The sequence below is a fragment of the Streptomyces sp. NPDC004838 genome (assembly GCF_053600955.1).
Genome location: NZ_JBSGAW010000015.1, coordinates 108,223 through 127,692 on the forward strand (window position 1 = coordinate 108,223; position 19,470 = coordinate 127,692).

The 19,470-nt window shown below is 70.9% G+C and carries 17 protein-coding genes and 1 pseudogene; 12 read left to right on the forward strand and 6 right to left on the reverse strand.

Features of this window, described 5'->3' with window-relative positions; genetic code table 11:
* Window positions 1-61 precede the first annotated feature (61 nt).
* Window positions 62-1,180, reverse strand: coding sequence for a winged helix DNA-binding domain-containing protein (locus tag ACWEFL_RS18900; RefSeq protein ID WP_451713661.1), 1,119 nt, complete (start codon window positions 1,178-1,180; stop codon window positions 62-64).
* A gap of 601 nt (window positions 1,181-1,781) precedes the next feature.
* Here ACWEFL_RS18900 and ACWEFL_RS18905 point away from each other — a divergent pair.
* Window positions 1,782-2,432: a hypothetical protein gene (locus ACWEFL_RS18905; protein WP_451713663.1), complete on the forward strand. Its 651-nt coding sequence runs from the start codon at window positions 1,782-1,784 to the stop codon at window positions 2,430-2,432.
* An 88-nt stretch (window positions 2,433-2,520) separates the two neighbouring features.
* Here the strand turns inward: ACWEFL_RS18905 and ACWEFL_RS18910 are convergent, their stop codons facing one another.
* Window positions 2,521-3,855, reverse strand: coding sequence for an amidohydrolase family protein (locus ACWEFL_RS18910; protein WP_451713666.1), 1,335 nt, complete (start codon window positions 3,853-3,855; stop codon window positions 2,521-2,523).
* A 281-nt stretch (window positions 3,856-4,136) separates the two neighbouring features.
* Between ACWEFL_RS18910 and ACWEFL_RS18915 the strand changes: the two genes are divergently transcribed.
* Both ACWEFL_RS18915 and ACWEFL_RS18920 read left to right on the forward strand, forming a co-directional pair.
* Window positions 4,137-4,508 (forward strand): VOC family protein, encoded by a 372-nt coding sequence (locus ACWEFL_RS18915; protein ID WP_451713669.1) that lies wholly within the window; start codon window positions 4,137-4,139, stop codon window positions 4,506-4,508.
* A 280-nt stretch (window positions 4,509-4,788) separates the two neighbouring features.
* Window positions 4,789-6,339 carry an SDR family oxidoreductase gene (locus ACWEFL_RS18920; protein ID WP_451713671.1) on the forward strand — a complete coding sequence of 517 codons (1,551 nt, stop codon included), beginning with the start codon at window positions 4,789-4,791 and terminating at the stop codon, window positions 6,337-6,339.
* A 209-nt stretch (window positions 6,340-6,548) separates the two neighbouring features.
* On the opposite strand, the gene ACWEFL_RS18925 is transcribed toward ACWEFL_RS18920, so the two are convergent.
* Together ACWEFL_RS18925 and ACWEFL_RS18930 are read right to left on the reverse strand one after the other, a co-directional pair.
* Window positions 6,549-7,880, reverse strand: coding sequence for a sensor histidine kinase (locus ACWEFL_RS18925; RefSeq protein WP_451713673.1), 1,332 nt, complete (start codon window positions 7,878-7,880; stop codon window positions 6,549-6,551).
* Window positions 7,877-8,533, reverse strand: a complete 657-nt coding sequence (locus ACWEFL_RS18930; protein ID WP_451713676.1) for a response regulator transcription factor — start codon at window positions 8,531-8,533, stop codon at window positions 7,877-7,879. Before ACWEFL_RS18930 ends, ACWEFL_RS18925 begins: the two co-directional genes overlap by 4 nt.
* 309 nt (window positions 8,534-8,842) lie before the next feature.
* Here ACWEFL_RS18930 and ACWEFL_RS18935 point away from each other — a divergent pair, with 309 nt between their 5' ends.
* The 6 genes from ACWEFL_RS18935 (at window position 8,843) to ACWEFL_RS18960 (ending at window position 13,081) form a co-directional block, all read left to right on the forward strand.
* Window positions 8,843-9,625, forward strand: coding sequence for a DUF3152 domain-containing protein (locus tag ACWEFL_RS18935; protein WP_451713678.1), 783 nt, complete (start codon window positions 8,843-8,845; stop codon window positions 9,623-9,625).
* Between the two features lie 385 nt (window positions 9,626-10,010).
* A complete protein-coding gene (locus ACWEFL_RS18940; RefSeq protein ID WP_451713681.1) occupies window positions 10,011-10,142 on the forward strand; it encodes an S-methyl thiohydantoin desulfurase domain-containing protein in 132 nt (43 codons plus the stop codon).
* Between the two features lie 178 nt (window positions 10,143-10,320).
* On the forward strand, window positions 10,321-10,824 hold the full coding sequence (locus ACWEFL_RS18945) for a nuclear transport factor 2 family protein (protein ID WP_451713684.1): 504 nt from the start codon (window positions 10,321-10,323) through the stop codon (window positions 10,822-10,824).
* Window positions 10,821-11,711, forward strand: coding sequence for a proline iminopeptidase-family hydrolase (locus tag ACWEFL_RS18950; RefSeq protein WP_451713687.1), 891 nt, complete (start codon window positions 10,821-10,823; stop codon window positions 11,709-11,711). Before ACWEFL_RS18945 ends, ACWEFL_RS18950 begins: the two co-directional genes overlap by 4 nt.
* A 37-nt stretch (window positions 11,712-11,748) precedes the next feature.
* Window positions 11,749-12,186, forward strand: a complete 438-nt coding sequence (locus tag ACWEFL_RS18955) for an ester cyclase (protein WP_451713689.1) — start codon at window positions 11,749-11,751, stop codon at window positions 12,184-12,186.
* A 22-nt stretch (window positions 12,187-12,208) separates the two neighbouring features.
* Window positions 12,209-13,081, forward strand: coding sequence for an LLM class flavin-dependent oxidoreductase (locus tag ACWEFL_RS18960; RefSeq protein ID WP_451713692.1), 873 nt, complete (start codon window positions 12,209-12,211; stop codon window positions 13,079-13,081).
* A gap of 456 nt (window positions 13,082-13,537) precedes the next feature.
* Here the strand turns inward: ACWEFL_RS18960 and ACWEFL_RS18965 are convergent, their stop codons facing one another.
* Window positions 13,538-14,293, reverse strand: a complete 756-nt coding sequence (locus ACWEFL_RS18965) for a TetR/AcrR family transcriptional regulator (RefSeq protein WP_451713694.1) — start codon at window positions 14,291-14,293, stop codon at window positions 13,538-13,540.
* Window positions 14,294-14,549: 256 nt separating this feature from the next.
* On the opposite strand from ACWEFL_RS18965, the gene ACWEFL_RS18970 reads away from it, so the two are divergent.
* Window positions 14,550-16,790, forward strand: a complete 2,241-nt coding sequence (locus ACWEFL_RS18970; RefSeq protein WP_451713696.1) for an MMPL family transporter — start codon at window positions 14,550-14,552, stop codon at window positions 16,788-16,790.
* Between the two features lie 120 nt (window positions 16,791-16,910).
* On the opposite strand, the pseudogene ACWEFL_RS18975 reads toward ACWEFL_RS18970, so the two are convergent.
* A pseudogene (locus tag ACWEFL_RS18975) lies at window positions 16,911-17,186 on the reverse strand (oxidoreductase C-terminal domain-containing protein); the annotation flags it as partial.
* A gap of 183 nt (window positions 17,187-17,369) precedes the next feature.
* Between ACWEFL_RS18975 and ACWEFL_RS18980 the strand changes: the two are divergent.
* Window positions 17,370-18,404 carry an MBL fold metallo-hydrolase gene (locus ACWEFL_RS18980; RefSeq protein WP_451713697.1) on the forward strand — a complete coding sequence of 345 codons (1,035 nt, stop codon included), beginning with the start codon at window positions 17,370-17,372 and terminating at the stop codon, window positions 18,402-18,404.
* A gap of 304 nt (window positions 18,405-18,708) precedes the next feature.
* A complete protein-coding gene (locus tag ACWEFL_RS18985) occupies window positions 18,709-19,368 on the forward strand; it encodes a TetR/AcrR family transcriptional regulator (RefSeq protein WP_451713700.1) in 660 nt (219 codons plus the stop codon).
* Window positions 19,369-19,470: the final 102 nt, after the last annotated feature.

Below are 19,470 nucleotides of genomic sequence, written 5' to 3' on the forward strand. Positions count from 1 at the left end.
GGGCCGTCGCTCCACGGCGGTTCGGCACGGTCACTCCGCGACCGTGCCGAAGGTGAGCCGGTCACTCCGCGACGGTGCCGAGCCGGATGTCGTACGCGGTCGCCGCGGAGAGGGCGGTGAGCGTGAGCTCCGCCTCCGCGGCGACCGCGTCGCGCTGGGCGCGGGTGAGCCGGACGAAACTCTGCACGGTCAGGGTCGCGGCGTCCCCCGCCTCGGTGAGCCGCCAGATTCCCGCGAGGAGGCCGTCGACGAGGAGGACGCTGTAGGGCTGGTTCCCCCGCCGGGTGAGGCCGCTGTAGTCCTTGAGGCCCCGGAAGCGGCGGCGGTCGGCGTGCGAGAGCAGGAGATTGTCGTACTCGGGCAGGAGACGCGGCGGAGCGGGGGTGTCCTCGTCCGGCCGGGGCGCGTCCGGAAGGTCGAAGAGTTCCACGCCCTTCTCGTCGCGGAAGACGGCCAGCCGGGGCCGCAGCCGTTCGAAGGCGTCCCGCATCCGGGTCAGCCCCGACCAGGTCTGCATGTCCCTGACGGACGCGGGCCCGAAGGCCGTCAGATAGCGCCGTACGGCCTCGTCGGCCGAGGCGGCCGGCTCGGGGCCGCGTCCGAACCACTGCTCGGCGGTCGTCAGCCGCACCTGGCCGCTCCTCCCCCACAGCCCGCGCGGTGTGATCTGCACCATCGGCAGCACGCAGCGGGCGGCGACGGAGAGCGAGGACGGATCGGCGTCCGGCCAGTGGAGCAGCAGTGCCTCGCGGAGCTGCCTCATCGTCCTCGGCTCCTCCTCGACCAGCTCGCGCGTGAGCCGACGGAGCCGGTCCATGTCGACCCCGGCCAGACCTCCCCTGGCCTGGAACATCCTCAACTCACGGTCGGGCCCGCCCGTCTGCGCGAGCGGACGCAGGGTGAGACAGTCGTCGGCGGAGTGGGTGTGGACGGTGGAGCGCAGGGTCACCAGCCGGGCGACCTCGCGGGAGGCCATCAGCGTGGACAGCTCCTCGGGGTCGAAGGCCGCCAGCCGGGCCGCGAGGGCGTAGTAGGGCGGCTTGACGTTCTGGGCCTGGAGCCCGGCGAGATGCTCGACGGCGCCCTTGACGGACATCCCGGACCTCGGCACGCGCCGCAGCAGGAGCTGACGGGCGAGGGTGGCGCGGTTGAGGGCGCGGTCGCTGAGTACGGGATACACCGGGTTTCCCCCTTTTTCGGCTCGGTTCTCCCCCGGACTCCGTCCGGGGGGACCCCCACGGGGCGCTCCAGCGCGCGCCTTCCGGTCACTCGCCGTCCTCGACACGCTTTCGCCGCCGGGCGGCCGGGAGCCGCGCCCGCCGACGAGCATGCCATGCCCCGCCGGGGAAACGCATCGGAAACCGACCGGGGGCGACCGAGGGCCAGACGGCTGCGGCGGACGGGGACGCGGACGGGGACGGGGACGCGGACGGGGACGCGGACGGGCACCGAGACAAGGGCGCGGAACCGACCGGCCGCTCCCCGCGCGGGCCGCGGGCGAGGGACGGTCGCCGTCCGGTCGGAGGGCGCTGGGGCGGCCGGTGGACGGCCGCGGCGAACGGCCCGTCGGCCCCCGCGCCGCTGGCGCGAACTCATGTGCCAACCAGTGCGGCGCGACGGTTGCCGAGGCCCGCCGCGAGAGGCCCTCGGTGCGGGGCGTCCCACCCGGTGGAGGCGAACCCTCCTAAACCCGCCACACCCGTCACGACATGCGCGCCAACCTCTCGGGCGGTGATCCGGATGACGGTACGGCGGGCCGCGCTCTCTGGTAGGAACGAGGGATGACCGCACAGGACAAGGGCAACCCCCTGGAAACCGAGGAGTTCGCGTGCAGCGTCGAACTCGGTCCGGGGTGGCTCGATTTGACGCTGGACACGGGAACGCGGGCCGAGGCGGAGGCGCTGGCCGCGCGGATCGTGAAACAGGCCGGCGCGCGCACGATGACGATCAAACCGAAAGCGCTCTTCGAGGACATCGTCGCGCGGTCCGTCGACCTCAACGCCGACGAGCCGGTCATGGTGGCGGTGTGCTACGCGGAGACGGGTGAGGCTCTCACCGAGCTGGTGATCGACTCGTACCGGGACGAGAACGGGCCCCGGCCCGGACGCGAGCAGATGGGAGAGCTGCTGCTGGAGTGGGCGGGCGCGGACCCGAACAAGGGGACCGACGTGACGTATCCCGATCTGCCCGCGGGGTCCGCCGTACGCGTCCGTACGCTGGTGCGGACCAAACAGATGCTGGGGCTCTGGCGGGAGGCCAGCGGGTCCGTCCGATACGCCGTGTCCGTGCCCGGCATCCGGAGTGTGATCGTCGCGACCGCCACCTGGCAGAACCTGGAGCGGTCCGATGAGATCGCCTGGCTGGTGGACCAGTTGATGCCCACCCTGCGGGTCGAGCTGATCGGTGCCGACGGCGGCCTTCCGGCCGGGTGACGGCCGGAGTCCCCGGACAACGCGGAGGCGGAGGACGGGCCCGGTTCCGGCGGCCGGGAGCCGACGGGACCGGGCCCTCGGGCGAGCGTCAGGCGTCGACCGTGAAGCCGTAACCGATCACCGTGCTCGGGGACTTGAGTACGGACACATCGCGCAGCGGGTCACCGTCGACCAGGACCACGTCTCCCCGGAAGCCGCGGCTCAGCCGCCCCGCGGTACGTTCCAGACCGATCAGCCGGGCGGCGTTCGTGGTCGCCGTGCGGATGGCGTCGAGGGCGGAGAGGCCCGCCTCGCGCATCAGCTCGACCTCGCGGCCGATGGGGTCGACCGCGCCGCTGGAGGAGTCGGTTCCGGCGGCGACCCGTACGCCCAGTTCGCTCGCCCTGCGCACGGCCCGCTGGGCGATGGGCAGGAAGACGCGTCCGCGCTCGGCGAGAACGGGGTCCGGGTCGGCGGCCAGACTCGCCATGGCGGCGAGGGTGGGCGTGAAGTACGTGCCGCGTCTCGCCATCTCGCCCATGGTCCGCTCGCTGAGATACACCCCGTGTTCGATGCTGGTGACGCCCGCCGTCACGGCGTCGTGGATGCCCTTCTCGCTGTAGCTGTGACAGAGCACGGTCGCGCCGCCGCGCCGCGCGGCGGCGACGGTCGCGGAGAGCTGTTCGCGGTCGTACACCTGGGTGAGGGGGTTCTCGGTGGGCGAGCCCGCGCGCTCGTTGACGCGGGTCTTGATGACGTCGACCCCGCGGGAGAGATTGACCTCGACCACGCGGCGCAGCGCCTCGGGGGTGCGGACGCCGTCCTTGAGGAGGGCGAGCGGGGCGAGATCGGGGTCGGCGAGGATCGTTTCGCCGAGCTTCGGGGTGACGAATACGCCCGCCGCGCGGATCCTCGGGACGCGCTGCGGGGTCCAGCGGGCGAGTTCGCGCAGCGCCAGGTCCTGGTAGAAGGGGGTGGTTCCGCTGCGGATGCTCGTCGCGCCGGAGCGGAGCGCCCGGTGCGCGTCGGTCGTGTTGCCGAGGTGGATATGGGTGTCCACCAGTCCGGGGAGGATCCAGCGCCCGTACGCCTGGACGACCTTGGCCTCCTTCCGTACGGCGGCGACGTCCTTACGGGTCGCGGTGCGGGTGCCGGCGACGCGTACGGTGCCGTCCTCGATGACGACCACCGCGTCCTCGGTGACACGTCCCGTCAGGGGGTCGAGCAGGGTGCCGCCCTCGACGATCAGCGTCCCGCCGCGCGGCGGACGCGAGGAGCCGTGACGTGAGGAACCCGAACCCCTGCGCTCGCCGTCGTCGGCGGCGGCCGTGCCCGTCGCGGCCCCGGTGAGCGCCGCCGCTCCGGCGAGCGCGGCGGCGCCCGCCATGATGCCGCGGCGCGTGACCTGGGGTGACGGCGGCGGAGTGTTGGGGTCGTTGCACATGGGCACAGCTCCTTGAATCCGTTGAGGGAGGTTCTGCGGCTGCGCGGCGCCGGGCCCGGTGCGCGATTGCGAGGACCATAGCCTCACATCTAGATGCGTACAACACTTAGTTCACGGATCCATGCGACCCATGAGACGGACGGTGCGCGCGGCCGTCCCGGCGGGCGATGAGTTTCCGCAGGCCGTCCGGTCACCAGTGGAGAAGAATCAGGAGGGATCGGCAGTAACGGCAGTAACGGCAGTGACGGCAGCACCGAGCGAGAAGCGAGGCGAGCGACGACATGTTCGGCACGACCAAGGCATTCAGCGGCTTCGCGGTGGACGACATCGCCGCCGCGAAGGCGTTCTACGGCGGGACACTCGGCCTGCGGGTGTCCGAGGAGAACGGGACGCTGACGCTGCATCTGGCGGGCGACCGGGACACCCTGGTGTACCCGAAGCCCGACCACACCCCGGCCACGTACACCATCCTCAACTTCCCCGTGGCCGACATCGAGCAGGCGGTCGGCCAACTGGCCGACCGGGGCGTGGAGTTCCTGCGCTACGACGGCATCGAGACCGATGAGAACGGCATCTTCAGGGGCGGCGGCCCGCTCATCGCGTGGTTCGCCGACCCCGCGGGGAATATCCTGTCCGTACTGGAGGAGAGCTGACGCCGCGGGCGGCGTCGCCCCTGCGATCCGCCGTCTGAGGGGGGCTTCCTCCGGGCGGCGGGGCGCGTTCCCCGACTCCGGCAGGGGTACGGCTCCGGTCATGGCTCGGGGTCGCCCTGCGGGGCGGGCCGCGGGGCCGGGGCCTCCCCTTCTTCTCGTACGGCCGGTGGGGCGCACTCGCGGCAGCGGATGCGGAACGCGCGAAAGCGCGAAAGCGCGAAAGCGCGAGCACCGCGAGACAGTGGAACCATCGGCCCCACGAGGAGAACGGGAGGCCCCGATGCGTGAGGGCGCCGAGTCGGCGTCGCACTGTCTGGTGACCGGTGCGACGGGGTACATCGGGGGCCGGCTGGTGCCCGAACTGCTCAAGGCCGGGCATCGGGTGCGCTGTACGGCCCGGTCGCCCGAGGCCCTGCGGGACCACCCGTGGGCGGGCCGGGCCGAGGTGGTGCGCGGCGATATGACCGACGCCCCCTCGGTGGCCGCCGCGATGCGGGGCATCGATGTGGCGTACTACCTGGTCCACGCGATGGGCGGCGGTCCCGGATTCGAGGAGACCGACCGCGAGGCCGCCCGGACCTTCGGCGAGCAAGCCCGTGCCGCCGGTGTGCGGCGCATCGTGTATCTGGGCGGCCTCACCCCCACGGGCGTCCCGGAGCGGGAGCTGTCGCCCCATCTGCGCTCGCGGGCCGAAGTGGGCGAGATCCTGCTCCGGTCGGGTGTGCCGACGACGGTGTTGCGCGCCGCGGTCATCATCGGCTCCGGTTCGGCGTCGTTCGAGATGCTGCGGTATCTCACCGAGCGGCTGCCGGTCATGGTCACCCCCAGCTGGGTCGGCACGCGTATCCAGCCCATCGCCGTCCGCGATGTGCTGCGCTATCTCGTGGGCGGTGCCGCCATGCCGGACGAGGTGAACCGCGCCTTCGACATCGGCGGACCCGACATCATGACGTACCGGGAGATGATGCTGCGGTACGCGGAGGTCGCGGGACTCCCCCACCGGCTGATCCTGCCGGTGCCCATGCTGACCCCGGGGCTGTCGAGTCACTGGATCGGCCTGGTGACCCCCGTACCGCGCGCGATCGCACGGCCTCTCGCCGAGTCCCTGCGCTATGAAGTCGTCTGCCGTGAGCACGACATCAAGGAGTACGTCGCCGATCCGCCCGGACATCCGCTGTCCTTCGACACCGCGCTGACGTTCGCGCTCCGCCGCGTCCGGGACGCGGACGTCACCACCCGCTGGTCGTCGGCCTCCACGCCGGGCGCCCCCAGCGACCCGCTGCCCACCGACCCCGACTGGGCGGGCGGCAGCCTCTACACCGACCGGCGCGAGCGGACCGTGGACGCCCCGCCGGAGGCCCTGTGGCAGGTCATCGAGGGCATCGGCGGCGACAACGGCTGGTACTCCTTCCCGCTCGCCTGGGCGGTACGCGGCTGGCTGGACCGCCTGATCGGCGGAGTGGGGCTGCGCCGTGGCCGCCGGGACGCGGCGCGGCTGCGGACCGGGGATTCGCTGGACTTCTGGCGCGTGGAGGAGATCCAGCCGGGCCGGCTGCTGCGGCTGCGCGCCGATATGCGGCTGCCGGGTCTCGCCTGGCTGGAGATGCGCGCCGAGCGGGCCCCGGACGGGAGCACCCGGTATCGGCAGCGGGCGGTGTTCCATCCACGGGGACTGCTCGGGCACGCGTACTGGTGGAGCGTGTCGCCCTTCCACGCCGTGGTGTTCGGCGGTATGGCCCGCAACATCGCCCGAACGGCGGCCAGAACCGCGTCGGCGGCGGCGGCCGGCGCGGCAGGGCGCGTGCCGTCTCGGCCGCGGCCGCGCGGCTGACGGGCGGCTGACGGACGGCGGTGTGCGGCCGCCGCCGGACCGGGGCGTCGACCGTCCGGACCGGGGCGTCAGGCCGGCTCCGTGAACGGCGCGGCGCGACCGGGCGCGACGGGCGGCACGATCACAGCAGGCGGCCGGAAGACCCCGGCAGGCGGAGGGGGCTTCGCGGCGGGGTCTTCGCGGCGGGCCGCCGCCCGGTGATCCCGGTCTCAACGAGCCGAGCGCGCGCGGTCTCCCACCCGGAGCGGCATGTTCGCCTCGGCCGGCCCCGGCTGCCGGAACGTGCGGACGAGCCCCTCCGGGGCGGGCACCGTCGCGGTCACCTGGAGGCCGCCTCCCGCGCGGGGCGCGGCGGTGACGTCGCCGTTGTGGGTACGGGCGACCGCGCGGACGATGGAGAGCCCCAGACCGCTGCCGCGCGCTGACCCGACCCGGTCGGTGAGGCGGCGGAACGGCTCGAAGAGCACCGGGATTTCGTGCTCGCTGATAGAAGCACCCGTGTTCGCGACGGTGATGTACGCGCCCGATTCCTCTCTCCCGGTCTCCACGAGGATCCAGCCGTCGCCGACGTTGTACTTGACGGCGTTGTCGACCAGATTGCGGACGAGTTGTTCGAGCAGTACGGGATCGCCCATGGCGAGCGCGGACCCCAGCACGGCCTCGAAGGCGATGTTCTTCCCCTCCGCGCTCGGCGCGCTGTGGCTGATCACCGCGGCGGCGATCTCCCCGAGGTCGACGGGAAGCCGCTCGGTGACCGTGCTCTCCGCCCGAGCCAGAGTCAGCAGGGAGTCGATGAGCCTTTCGTGGCGCTCGTTGACGGCGAGCAGGTTCTCCGCGAGCTGTCGCACCTCGGGCGGCGCGCCCCGCCGGGCCACGGCGACCTCGACGAGGGTCCGGCCCACCGCCAGCGGGGTCTTCAGCTCATGCGCGGCATTGGCGATGAACCGGTCCTGTCCGGCGAATGCCTGGTCCAGACGGTCGAGCATGCTGTCGAAGGAGTCCGCGAGACGTTTGACCTCGCCCGGTGGCTCGTCCAGATCGATACGCCGGTGCAGGGTGCGGCCGGCGATGCGCTCGGCGGTCGAGGTGATGCGGTTGAGCGGCCGCAGCAGCCGGCCGGCGACCAGCCAGCCCATGGTGGTGGCGACGACGCCCACCCCGAGGACGGCGAGACCGCCCTTGGCCATCAGATTCCTCTGCATGGAGTCGAGGACCAGCTCTCGGGAGACCGGGTCGATCAGCACGGGCCCGCCGGACTGTGCCGGCCATCTCTGCGGAGGATCCGTGACTTGGGGCGTCGGATCCGATCCGGAGAACGCCGACTCGTCTTCGGGAGGCAGAGATTCCAGGTCGGGGAACGGTGATCGCCTTTCCGGAGGCGCGCTCGATGACGGAAAGGGCAACTTGAGCGTGTACTCCATGCTGTTGCCGACGAGGATCAACGCCCCGCCGAAGATCGCCGCGCCCGCCACGAAGAACATCAGGCCGAAGACGACCGTGAGCCGGACCCTGAGACTGCCGCCGAGCGCTCGAAGAATCATTGGATACGGTAACCGACGCCGGTCAGGGTCTCGATGACGGGCGTGCCCCCGAGCTTGCGCCGCAGGGAGCGCATCGTGACCCGTACGACCGTGGTGAACGGGTCGACGTTCTGGTCCCAGGCACGCTCCAGCAGCGCCTCGGCGGACACCGGGGCCCCTTCGGCCCGCAGCAGTTCCTCCAGGACCGCGAACTCCTTGCGCGACAGGGCGATGTACTTGCCGTCCCGCGTCGTCTGCCGGAGGTGCGGATCGAGGCGGATGCCCGACCGTTCGAGCACCGGCGGCACCGCGGGCCGGGAGCGGCGGCCCAGGGCGCGGATCCGGGCGACGAGTTCGGCGAAGGCGAAGGGCTTGGTCAGATAGTCGTCGGCGCCGAGACCGAGACCCGCGACCCGTTCGGCCACGGTGGTGGAGACCGTGAGCATGAGGACCCGTACATCCGCGCCGGAGGCGACGGTACGGCGGCAGACCTCGTCGCCGTGGACCAGCGGTAGATCACGGTCGAGGACCATCACGTCGTACGCGTGCACGGCCAGGTTCTCCAGCGCCGCCTCGCCGTCGTGGACCACGTCCACCGCGATGCCCTCGTCACGGAGCCCCTCGGCCATCGCCTCGGCGAGCAGCTCCTCGTCCTCAACCACGAGCACCCTCATATGTCCTGTCCGCTCCTCACCCGTTGAACCGCTCCAAGTATCCGCGTCCGATGTGAAAAGAGCGTGAGCGTCTTTGCTCACGGCCGTCGCACATGCTCTGACGTGCACTGGTGTCCAGCACCGATCGTCCCCGTTCGCAAAGGCTGGACCCTCATGCCCCATCGCCGGCGCCCCACCGGCCCACACCGCACAGGCCGCGGAAGCCGCGGAGGCGGCAGCCGTCACCGTGCGGACGGAGCGGACCGCTCGGCGCGCGCGATGCGCGCGGGTCGGCGCGGACGCGGTTCCCCCGGCGTCGGGGGCTTCCGGGTGCCGGCCGCACTCCTCTGCGGCGGCGCTCTGATCTGGGGCGCGCTCACGCTGCTGACGCCGTCCGCCGACCGGCCGGTTTCCGGGCAGGGCCATGCCGGACCGGCGAGCGCGGAACCGGAGGCTCCGGCGCCGACCGGCTCCGCCTCCGCGCCGTCGTCGGCCGCCGCGTCCGACCGGCCCCGCCAATCCGGGGAGCCGCGCCCGCCCGCGTACCTCGAGAACGGGCCCGGTACGTACACCTGGGCCAGGGGAACCGGCCGACGGGCGGGCACCGAAGGCAGGCTCGTCAGGTACGGAGTGAAGCTGGAGGACGGCACGGGCCTGGACGTCGACGATGTCGCGGCCGAGATCGACGGGATCCTCCGCGACCGCCGTGGCTGGACCCGGCAGGGCGTGGCGTCGTTCCAGCGGGTCGCCTCACCGCCGTACGACATGCTGGTGCACGTGGTCTCGCCGGGGACGACGGACAGGCTGTGCGGCGCCTGGAATCTGGACACCGGCGGCCAGGTGAACTGCGCCAAGGCCCCCGATCTCGTGGTCAACGTACGGCGCTGGATCGAGTTGAGCGAGCAGTACCGGGGGCGTGCCCACGACTATCACGCGCTCATCATCAATCACGAGGCCGGCCATGTCCTCGGCTACGGTCACCGCGGCTGCCCCGGCCCCGGAGAGCCCGCGCCCGCGATGATGCAGCAGATCAAGGGGCTCGAGGGCTGTCGGGCGAACCCCTGGGTGTACGACGAGGACGGAAGGCTGATCGACGGCCCGCCGGTGCCATGAAAGCCGGCCCTGGCCGGCCCGAGTCAGCCCTGAGCCCACCTTGGTCGTCTCCCGTCTCCCTCCCATGGGAGCCCTCCCACGGGAGGAGGTTCGGATCCCGAGGGCCGACGCGACCCCGAACTCCGGGTGTTGCGATGACCGCTGGAACCCGAGGGCGGGGGCGGTGGGTGCGGGGCCGGACTCGTACCGGCGTCTGTACCGGGCATGCCCCGACCGGCGGCTCGCCGTCCGGCCGGCGGTGCACGCGGTGACCGGGCGGAAGTGACCCGGCCGGGGTTGGGCGGGCTGCCCAGACAACCGCCGAAAGCTCAGCAGAGCGCCTAGTGACGGCCGTCTCGTCGTGGTGGTTGACTGCGCGACAACCGGGACACGAGGAGGCGATCCGGTGCGTGACCTCACCGTCGAGGACGTCGAAGACTTCGCTCTGGGGGCTGTCGTGCTCGGCACCGGCGGTGGCGGCGACCCTCATATCGGGAAACCGATGCCGCCGCGAGCCCTCGAGCGGCACGTGGCGTGACCGTCGATCCCCGCCAGTGGCGCGTACTCGCCGAGGAAACCGAGCGCGAACGGGCACGGCGCAAGGCCGAACCCGTCCGCTGACCGTCGTGGGATCGGGTGGAAGAAGCTGATCGAACGGGCGAGGGCCGGGCACCGGATCCCGGCTGCGGACCGAGAAACCACCACCAGGAGGAGAAATGGCCGAAGGGGACGCGGAGATGAGCCCGCGGGAGGTTGTGCTGGCGTTGATCGCGGCCGCCAGCCGAGGGGATTTCGAGCGGGCGCTGGATCTGCATTCCGACGATGTGGTGGTGACGCTGCCGTTCACGTTGCCCGAGCCGACGGTGTTCGAGGGGAAGACGGCGCAGCGCACTCAGCTGGATGATCCGCAGTTCCGCGCCGGCGGGATGCCGCGCTTGTACCACGACATCGAATACCGGGATGTGGTCGTCCACGAGACGGCCGATCCGCACGTCGTGGTGGTGCAGTGGACGTTCGTCTCACGGATCGGGGACCACACGGTGGTGCATCCCAACATCCAGGTGTCGGAGGTCCGCAACGGGAAGATCGTGCGGACGACGGACTATCACAACCACGTGGCGCGGGCAGTGGCGAACGGCGACGCACACGAGCAGATCAAGATCATCGAGGACATGATCCTTCCCCAGGATCTGCCCGGCGACCGAGAGGAACGCCCATGACGAAGAACTCGACCGAAGGCCGGATCGCGGTGCCGGGCGGGGAAGTCTGGTACCGGAGGTCGGGCTCCGGCGGGGTCCCGCTGCTCATGGTGCACGGCGGTCCCGGATTCCCCTCCGACATACTCGTCCCCGCCTTCGAAGAGCTCGCGGCCGACCGGGAAGTGATCTGGTACGACCAGCTCGGCGTCGGGAGATCCACCCCGATCGACGATCCGGCCCTGCTCACCGTCGACCGTTTCCTCGACGAGCTCGCCGCCGTGATCAGCGGCCTCGGCCTGCGGCGTCCGCACGTGTACGGGCATTCCTGGGGAGCGATGCTCGGCCTCCAGTTCGCCGCCGAACGCAAGCCGGACTGGACGAGCCTCGTCTGCGCCAGCGGCCTCGCGAGCGTGCCCCGGTTCTGCGCCGAGGTACGCGACCTGATGGCGAAACTGCCGGGCGATGTCCTCGACCGCGTCTACGGCCGCGAACTGGCCGGAACCACCGACGACCCCGACTACCAGGTCGCGCTCGCCGAGCATCGGACCGTGTACGGCCTGCGCAACCCGGCTCCGCCCGTGCCGCTCACGCTGGACGGCGCCTGCTTGCTCACCATCGAGACCATGCTCGGGTACGGCGATCACCACTGCAACGGAACCCTGGGCGACTGGGACATCTTCGACCGCCTCGACGCCATCGAGGTCCCGACACTCGTGCTCGGCGGCGAATTCGACGAATGCGTGCCCTCGCATCTGGCCGACATCGCCGCCCGGATCCCGGACTCCGAACACATCACGCAAGCCGGAGCCACCCACATGGTGTACCTCGAAGACGAGCCCACCCGCCGGGAGAACGCGGCGATCATCGCGGACTACCTGACCCGGGTCGAAGCGCGCTCGCGCAAGTGAAGTGCACACACCGCACCGACGTAAGGAGCGTTCCGTCATGAACGAACAGCACAAGAAGATGTCGCGCCGGGTGTTCGACATCATCAACGGCGACGCGGACGTCGCGGAGCTGGACGAACTCGTCTCGCCGGACCTCGTCGATCACGACGACGGCGCGGGAGCGTCACGCGACGGCGTGGACGTTCTCCGGAAGACGATTTCCTCCTACCGGCACGCGTTCCCGGATCTGGTCATCCGGATCGAGGACCAGATCGCGGAGGAAGACCGGGTACTGACCCGCTGGGTCGCCCGCGGCACGCTCACCGGCGACTTCATGGGCATTCCCGCCACGGGCCGGTTCGCGGAGTTCGGCGGAGTGGGCATCGACCGCTTCGAGAACGGCAAGATCGTCGAGTGCTGGGGATACCTCGCCGAGACGAGCATGTACCGGCAACTCGGATATCAGCTCGTGCCGGAACAGCCGGCAGACCGGTGAAAACGGAAAAGGGGTTGCCTCGATGACCGCACTCGGTGCTCTCTACCGGCCCGCTCTTCCACCGGAAGAGCTCCGGGAAACCGTGCTCACGGCGGAGGAAGCGGGTCTGGAACAGCTGTGGCTGTGGGAGGACTGCTTCTACCAGAGCGGGATCGCCAGTGCGGCCGCCGCGCTGGCCTGGACGGAGCGGCTCACCGTCGGCATCGGCGTCGTGCCCGCGCCCATGCGGAACGCCGCCATGACCGCGATGGAAACCGCCACCTTGCAACGGATGTCCGGCGGCCGGTTCCGGCTCGGCATCGGCCACGGCAGCCAGGACTGGATGGCTCAGGCCGGCGTCAAGGCCGCTTCTCCGTTGACGCTCATGCGCGAGCACCTCACCACGATCCGCCCGTTGCTGCGCGGGGAACGGGTGACCCATGCCGGACGCTACGTCAACCTGGACGAGGTCCAGCTCGAGTGGCCGCCGGCGAACCCTGCGCCGGTCCTGGTCGGCGCGCGGGGCCCACGCTCGCTGGAACTGTCCGGCGAACTCGCGGACGGTACGGTGCTCCCCTTCCCCACGTCGCCGGAGGACGTGGCCAAAGCACGAGAGCTGATCGACAAGGGCCGTGCCCGAGCCGGACGGACCGATCACCATCACCTCGCCGTCTATATCGCCGCCGCGGCGGGCCCCGGGGCAACCGCCCGGCTCCAGGCCGAACTGGGCTCGTTCGGGCTTGACCTGCCGCCGGAGTACGCCGACGGGGTCAGCGCGGAAACCGTCGCCAAGGCCGTGCGGCGGCTCGCGGACGCCGGTGCCGACACCGTGATCGTCGGAACCACTGCGGTCGAACCCGACCCCGCCGGGTTCATCCGGTTCGTGGCCCACGAGGTCCGCCCGCTCGTTCCCTGAAGGTCGAGACGCAAACGGAGCATCCTCGGATATTCGACACCACCGGCGACCGAAACCGTTCGCCGCAGCAGGCCCGTGAAACAGCCCACTCCGCGCGCGACAGAGGCGCCGGTCCGGCATTCCGGGACACGCGTGGTCCGGCCGTCCGGGATCGCGGAGTCTGTCGCCATGTTCCGAGGCCGTGTGCCCCGCTGACGCCGCCTGCCGGTGCGGAAGCCGCGTACCGCAGCCGCGTACCGAACCCGTGTACCTGCGCTGCGGACGGACCCGGGCCGAAGCCGGGGCCGGGGCCGCCAGAACGCGACCGCCGGACCTCGGCCCGGTCCGCACGGTCCCGCGGTGGGTCCGGCGCCCGCCCGAGGTCCGGACCGGGTGGGCCGTCAGGACCGGCCCCGACCACGGCGGTGGGGCCGGCGAGCGGGGACGGACGGCCGACGAGCCACCGCCACCACGGTCTCAGCCGGCCGGACGCGGCTTCCTCACGCGCGCGGGGATCCGGCCGCGGATGTCTTCGAACATGTTCCGCATCGCCATGCGGAAGATCTCGGCCTGGTGGTCACCGATGAAAGCGGTGTGCCCGAACGTCTCCAGGACGACGAGGCCGTGCATATGCCCCCAGGCGCTCATGAGGAGAGCGGTCGCGGGGGGCGGCAGATCTCCCAGACCGTTCACTGCCAGATGTTCCAGATGCGCCTGGAGTGAGGGCGAGAGCGCGGGGATGTCGGCCGCGGCGAGTTGCGCCGCGGTGAACCCGCTGAACAGCTCGTGCTGGAAGACGGCGCTCATCCGGCGCATCGCCTGAGTGGTCGGGCCGGCGACGGGTGCGGCGTAGTACCGCAGCGGCGTTCCGTACAGGAGCTGGAATCGCTCGGGATGGGCGATGGCCCATCGGCGGTAGCTCTCGGCCGCGACCACCAGACGGGGCACGGCGGAGTCCTCCGTCGCGGTGTCGACGGCGGCCTGCACAGCGTCGGCCAGGTCGTCGTACGCCTTGGCGATGAGCACCGTGACGAGGGCGTCCCGGCTCGGAAAGTAGTGGTAGAGCGCCTGCACGGTCATTCCGAGGTCCCGGGCGACCGCTCGCAGGGACAGGGCCGCGGGTCCGTTTTCGCGGATGTGGCGCTCGGCGGCGTCCAGGATCTCTTGGGTGGCGGCGGCCCGACGTCGCTCACGCAGGGAGTGGCGGGCCGTCGCTTGTTCGTCTGCTGCCATGCGCCGACCGTACGACAGGAACCCCGTCAGGCGTAAGAAAATCTAGGGGCGTCAGAAAAATCTGACACTGTCAGAAAAATCTAGCTCTGCCAAATCTTCTTGGGTCTCATCTAACGTCGTTGCGGCGGCGGGAAGTTGCGACAGCGCACCCGCCCTCCGACGGCGCGAAGAGTCTCAGCAGAGCAACTCGCCGGCTCGCCCATGCACCCGGCCGCTTCATGTCGTTTTCACCGCAAGGACGCAAAGGAGATCGTGCGTGTTTGAACGCATGGCCGAACTGGCGATTCGCCGGTCCCGGTTGGTACTCATCGTGGCCGTCGTGGCCGTGGCGCTGATGGGTGTGCTGAGCGGCGGCGCATTCACCAAGTTGCTGGGGGGAGGTTTCAACGACCCGGCCTCCCAGTCCACCCGGGCCGCGGAAGTCATCGACGAGAAGTTCGGCGGAGAGACGAACCTGATCCTGCTGGTCCGCACCCCCGAAGGCCGTATCGACACCCCGGCCGCCAAGGAGAGCGGCCAGGCTCTGGTGGCCGATCTCAAGGAAGAGAAGAACCTCGCGAACGTCATCTCGTTCTGGGAGACGAACAGCCCCGACCTCCGTTCCGAGGACGGCCGCGAAGCCTTGGTGCTCGCCCATGTGAAGGGCGACGAGACACAGCGGGAAGAGAACACCCAGGCCATCCTCGACGCGTACACCGGAACGTACGAGAAGTCGCTCACGGTCCAGGCCGGAGGCAGCGCCGCCGTAGGCGGCGAGATGTCGAAACAGGTGGTCGACGATCTCGTCCTGGCCGAGATCATCGCCATTCCGCTGACCCTGGTGCTGCTCCTGTTCGTCTTCGGCAGCCTGGTCTCGGCCCTGCTGCCGCTGATCATCGCGATCATCGCCATCACCGGCACTTTCGCGCAGCTCTCCATCCTCGGCAGCATCACCGACGTCTCCGTCTCCGCGACGAACCTCACCACGGCGCTGGGCCTCGGGCTGGGCATCGACTACGCCCTGTTGATGACCAGCCGCTTCCGGGAGCAGCTCGCGGCGGGGGCGAGTGTGGAGGACGCCGTCCGGACGACGGTGAACACCGCGGGCCGCACGGTCGCGTTCTCCGCGGCGACAGTGGCGGCGGCGCTCGCGGCTCTCCTGGTGTTCCCGCAGTACTTCCTCCGCTCGTTCGGCTTCGCCGGGGTCGGCGTCGTCGCCATCGCGGCCATCAGCACGCTGTTCGTGATGCCGGCCCTGTTCGTCGTCCTGGGGCACCGGGTCAACAGCGGTCGGATGCCGTGGGCGAAGCCGGGGCGCTCCGACTCTCGGGCCCCCATGTGGGGACGGCTGGCCCGCACCGTCATGCGGCGGCCCGTGTTCACCGCGCTGCCCGTGCTCGCGGTCCTGCTGCTGGCGGCGAGCCCGCTGCTGGGCATCACCTTCGGTACGCCGGACGAACGCGTACTGCCCGAGGGCGCCGAGAGCCGCCAGGTCGCCACGGCACTGCGGGAGAACTTCAACGGCAACGACGACGCGGCCCTCCACATCGTCATGGACGAGCCCGTGAGCAGGGTCTCGTTGGATTCGTACGCACGCGAACTGTCCGGGCTCCAAGGCGTCGTCCGCGTCGAGACCAGCGCGGGGACCTACGCGGGCGGACAGTCCGCGGCGACCGGCCCCGGCAACGCCGCCCTCGGCCGGCCCGACGCGCAGCGGATCAATGTGGTGAGCGACCTGTCACCGAGGTCGGACGCGTCCCAGAACCTCGTGAAGGAGGTCAGGGCGGTCGACCCGCCCACCGGGGCGAACCCCCTCGTGGGCGGAGCCGACGCCGAACTGGTCGACTCCAAGGACTCCATCGGCAGTCGGCTCCCGATCGCCGTGGCCCTGGTCGCCCTCACCACCTTCCTGCTGCTCTTCCTCTTCACCGGCAGCATCGTGCAGCCGCTGCGTGCGCTGGTCCTGAATATGATCAGCCTGGGGGCGACCCTCGGCGTCATGACGTGGATCTTCCAGGACGGTCACCTCTCCTCCCTGCTGGGCTTCACCGCACAGCCGATGGAGATCTCGATGACCGTGCTGATGTTCTGCATCGCCTTCGGTCTCTCGATGGACTACGAGGTGTTCGTCACCAGCCGCATCAAGGAACTCCACGACCTGGGCGAGGACAACGAGTCCGCCGTGGCCAACGGCCTCGGGCACACCGGACGCATCGTCAGCGCCGCCGCCTGCCTGCTCGCGGTCAGCTTCTTCGCCTTCGGCACGGCCGAGATCAGCTTCATGCAGATGTTCGGCCTGGGCAGCGGACTGGCCATCCTCATCGACGCCGTCGCCGTACGCGGTGTACTCGTCCCCGCAGCGATGCGCCTGCTCGGCCGCTCGGCCTGGTACGCGCCCCCCGCCCTGCGGAAGTTCCACGATCGGTTCGGCCTCAGCGAGAGCGGCCCCGCGGAGCCCTCGACCGCGCCCGGACTCACAGCCGTGCCGCCGTACACGAAGGACCGGACGGAGGTCTGACCCCCCAGGGATCGCGCCCCCGTTCTGTGCCCGCCTCCACCACGCCGGAGGCGGGCACGGTCACGCGGCACGCCGCCGGATCCCGGCCGGACGGGACGGCAACCGGCCGGACGGGACGGCTCACGCGGAGAGCCTGCCGACGGCTTCGCCGAGGACCGCGCCCCCGAATCGCCGCCCGGCGGCGAAGGCGAGCGCCTCGTCCCAGGAGGCCGCGCCGAGGATCAGCCTCCGGTACTTCACGATCTCGGTCTGGCCGTTCATCGTGAGAGCGCCGGCCAGCCGGCCGCCCTCGCGGTACAGGGCGACGAACCGCCCGTCGTCGGGGCTGCCGCCCACCACCCTGACCTCGTCGGACGCGATCGCTCCGACGAACTGGATCCGGGTCCCGTACCAGTCGGACCAGAAGTAGGGGACGCAGCCGTATGAACGGCATCGCGATCGACCGAAAGTAGCCGGTCCACCTCGGCGTTCTCGGCCCGGAGATCCTCACCGGACACGGACCCCTCTTTTTTCGAAAATAAATTCAAACATAGACTGGGGCGGAAAGAACACCGGTTGAACAGCACGAGGAGCTGGCAGATGACGATCCCGGAACAGCCCGACGACTGGACGGAGCCCGGCGCCCACTTCGTGCGGACGGGAGTCCACCGGATCCCGCTTCCCCTTCCGGGCGACTCGCTGCGCGCGGTCAACGCCTTTCTCGTCGCGGCGGACGACGGCCTCGTCCTGGTCGACCCCGGCTGGGCGGGCGAGGATACGACGAAGCACCTCTCCGGCGCGCTCGGCTCCCTCGGCCACAAGATCTCCGACATCAGCCGCATCGTGGTCACCCATGTCCACTGGGACCACTACAGCAACGCCGTGGCTCTGCGGGACGCCCATGGCATACCGGTCCTGCTCGGCCGGGGGTCACGCGCCTCGCTGGAGCGCTACTCCCCCGAAGACGGCCTGTTCCGGCCGCAGACCGCGCAGTTGCGCCGCTGCGGAGCGTCCGACATCGCCGACCGCGTCGACGCCATCGAACTCACCGAGGAGGAGAAGGCGATGCCCTGGGGGTCGCCCGACTCCTGGCTGGACGACCGCGAGCGGGTCGACCTCGGCGTACGCGCCCTCGACGTCCTGGCCACCCCCGGCCACACCGCCGGGCACATCGTGCTGCGCGACGCCGTCGGCGAACTCCTCTTCGCGGGCGACCACGTCCTGCCGCACATCACCCCGTCGCTCGCGCTGGAGTCCGTGCCCGAGCCCAAGCCGCTCCGCAGCTATCTGGAATCCCTGCGGCTCGTCCAGGACATGCCCGACACCCTGCTGCTGCCCGCCCACGGCCCCGTGACCGCGAGCGTGCACACGCGCGTGGACGAACTCCTCGTCCATCACGAACAGCGCCTCGACGCGGCTCTGAAGGAGGTCCGCGACGGCGCGGACACCGCGTACGCGGTGGCCCGCGCCCTGCCCTGGACCCGCCGGCTGCGCAAGCTCGACGAACTGGACACCATGAGCCAGATGCTCGCCGTGATCGAGACGGACGCGCATCTGGACCTCCTGGCGGACCAGGGGATGCTCGTCACGGACGAAGCGGCGGACGGCGTACGGAGTTACTCGGCGGCGGCCTGAGCGCGGGACGCCGAGGGGCGGGTCCGGGGCTCGGGGCCGACGTACGAAGGATCCGTGGGTCGCTCCGGGCAACGCTCCCAGGCGAGCGGGACGCAGGCGCGCCAACGGGCCTCGGTCGGCCCGCCCCGGCCGCCTCGGGATGCCGCACCCCGACACCTCTGCGGGTTAATCTATATTAAGATAAGGGGTGTGCAGCAGAGCCGTGGAGGAGCCCGGACCCGTGACAGCCGAACCCGCCGCACCGGAAGCCGCCGACGTACAACGGCCACGAAACAGGCGGAGCCGCGCCCCGTACGATCGGGCCGTGTCCAGAAAAGCCACGAAGTCGAAGACGAGAAGCGGCGACGACCTCAAGTCGAACCGGACCCGGGAGCGCATCCTTGACGCCGCGGCTCATGTCCTGAGCAAGAAGGGTTACGCGGGGACCCGGCTGAGCGACATCGCCGTGGAAGCCCAGTTGCAGGCTCCGGCGATCTACTACTACTGGCCCTCGCGCGAGCAGCTGATCGAAGAGGTCATGTGGGTCGGCATCCAGCGGCTCCACCAGCACGTGGCCGACACACTGGAGAACCTGCCCGGCGACACCGCTCCCATGGACCGGATCGCCACGGCCATTGAGGCCCATCTCCAAGTCGCCCTGGAACTCTCGGACTTCGCGACGGCGATCATCCGCAACTCCGGCCAGATCCCGGAGGAGATCCGTTCCCGGCAGAGCAGTGAGGACGCCAAGTACGGCACCCTGTGGCGCGGGCTCATCCAGGCGGCGGACGAGGCGGGCGAGATCCGGGCCGACCTCGACCGGCGCACCGCCCAGCGACTGGTGATCGGCGCGCTGAACTGGGCGGCGGAGTGGTGGAATCCGGGGCGTGACTCGATCGAGGTGACGGTGCGCACGGCCCAGTCCCTCGTACGGCACGGGCTGAGCAGCAGATCGCGGCTGACGGGAACACCGGCCGACGTCTGATCCGGCCACGCCGCCGGGGGGCCGCGCTGACCGTGGTCTGGCCTTCGCGGACCACCGGACGCCGACCGGCCGCCGACCGGCCGCCCGACGCCGGGTCCGCGC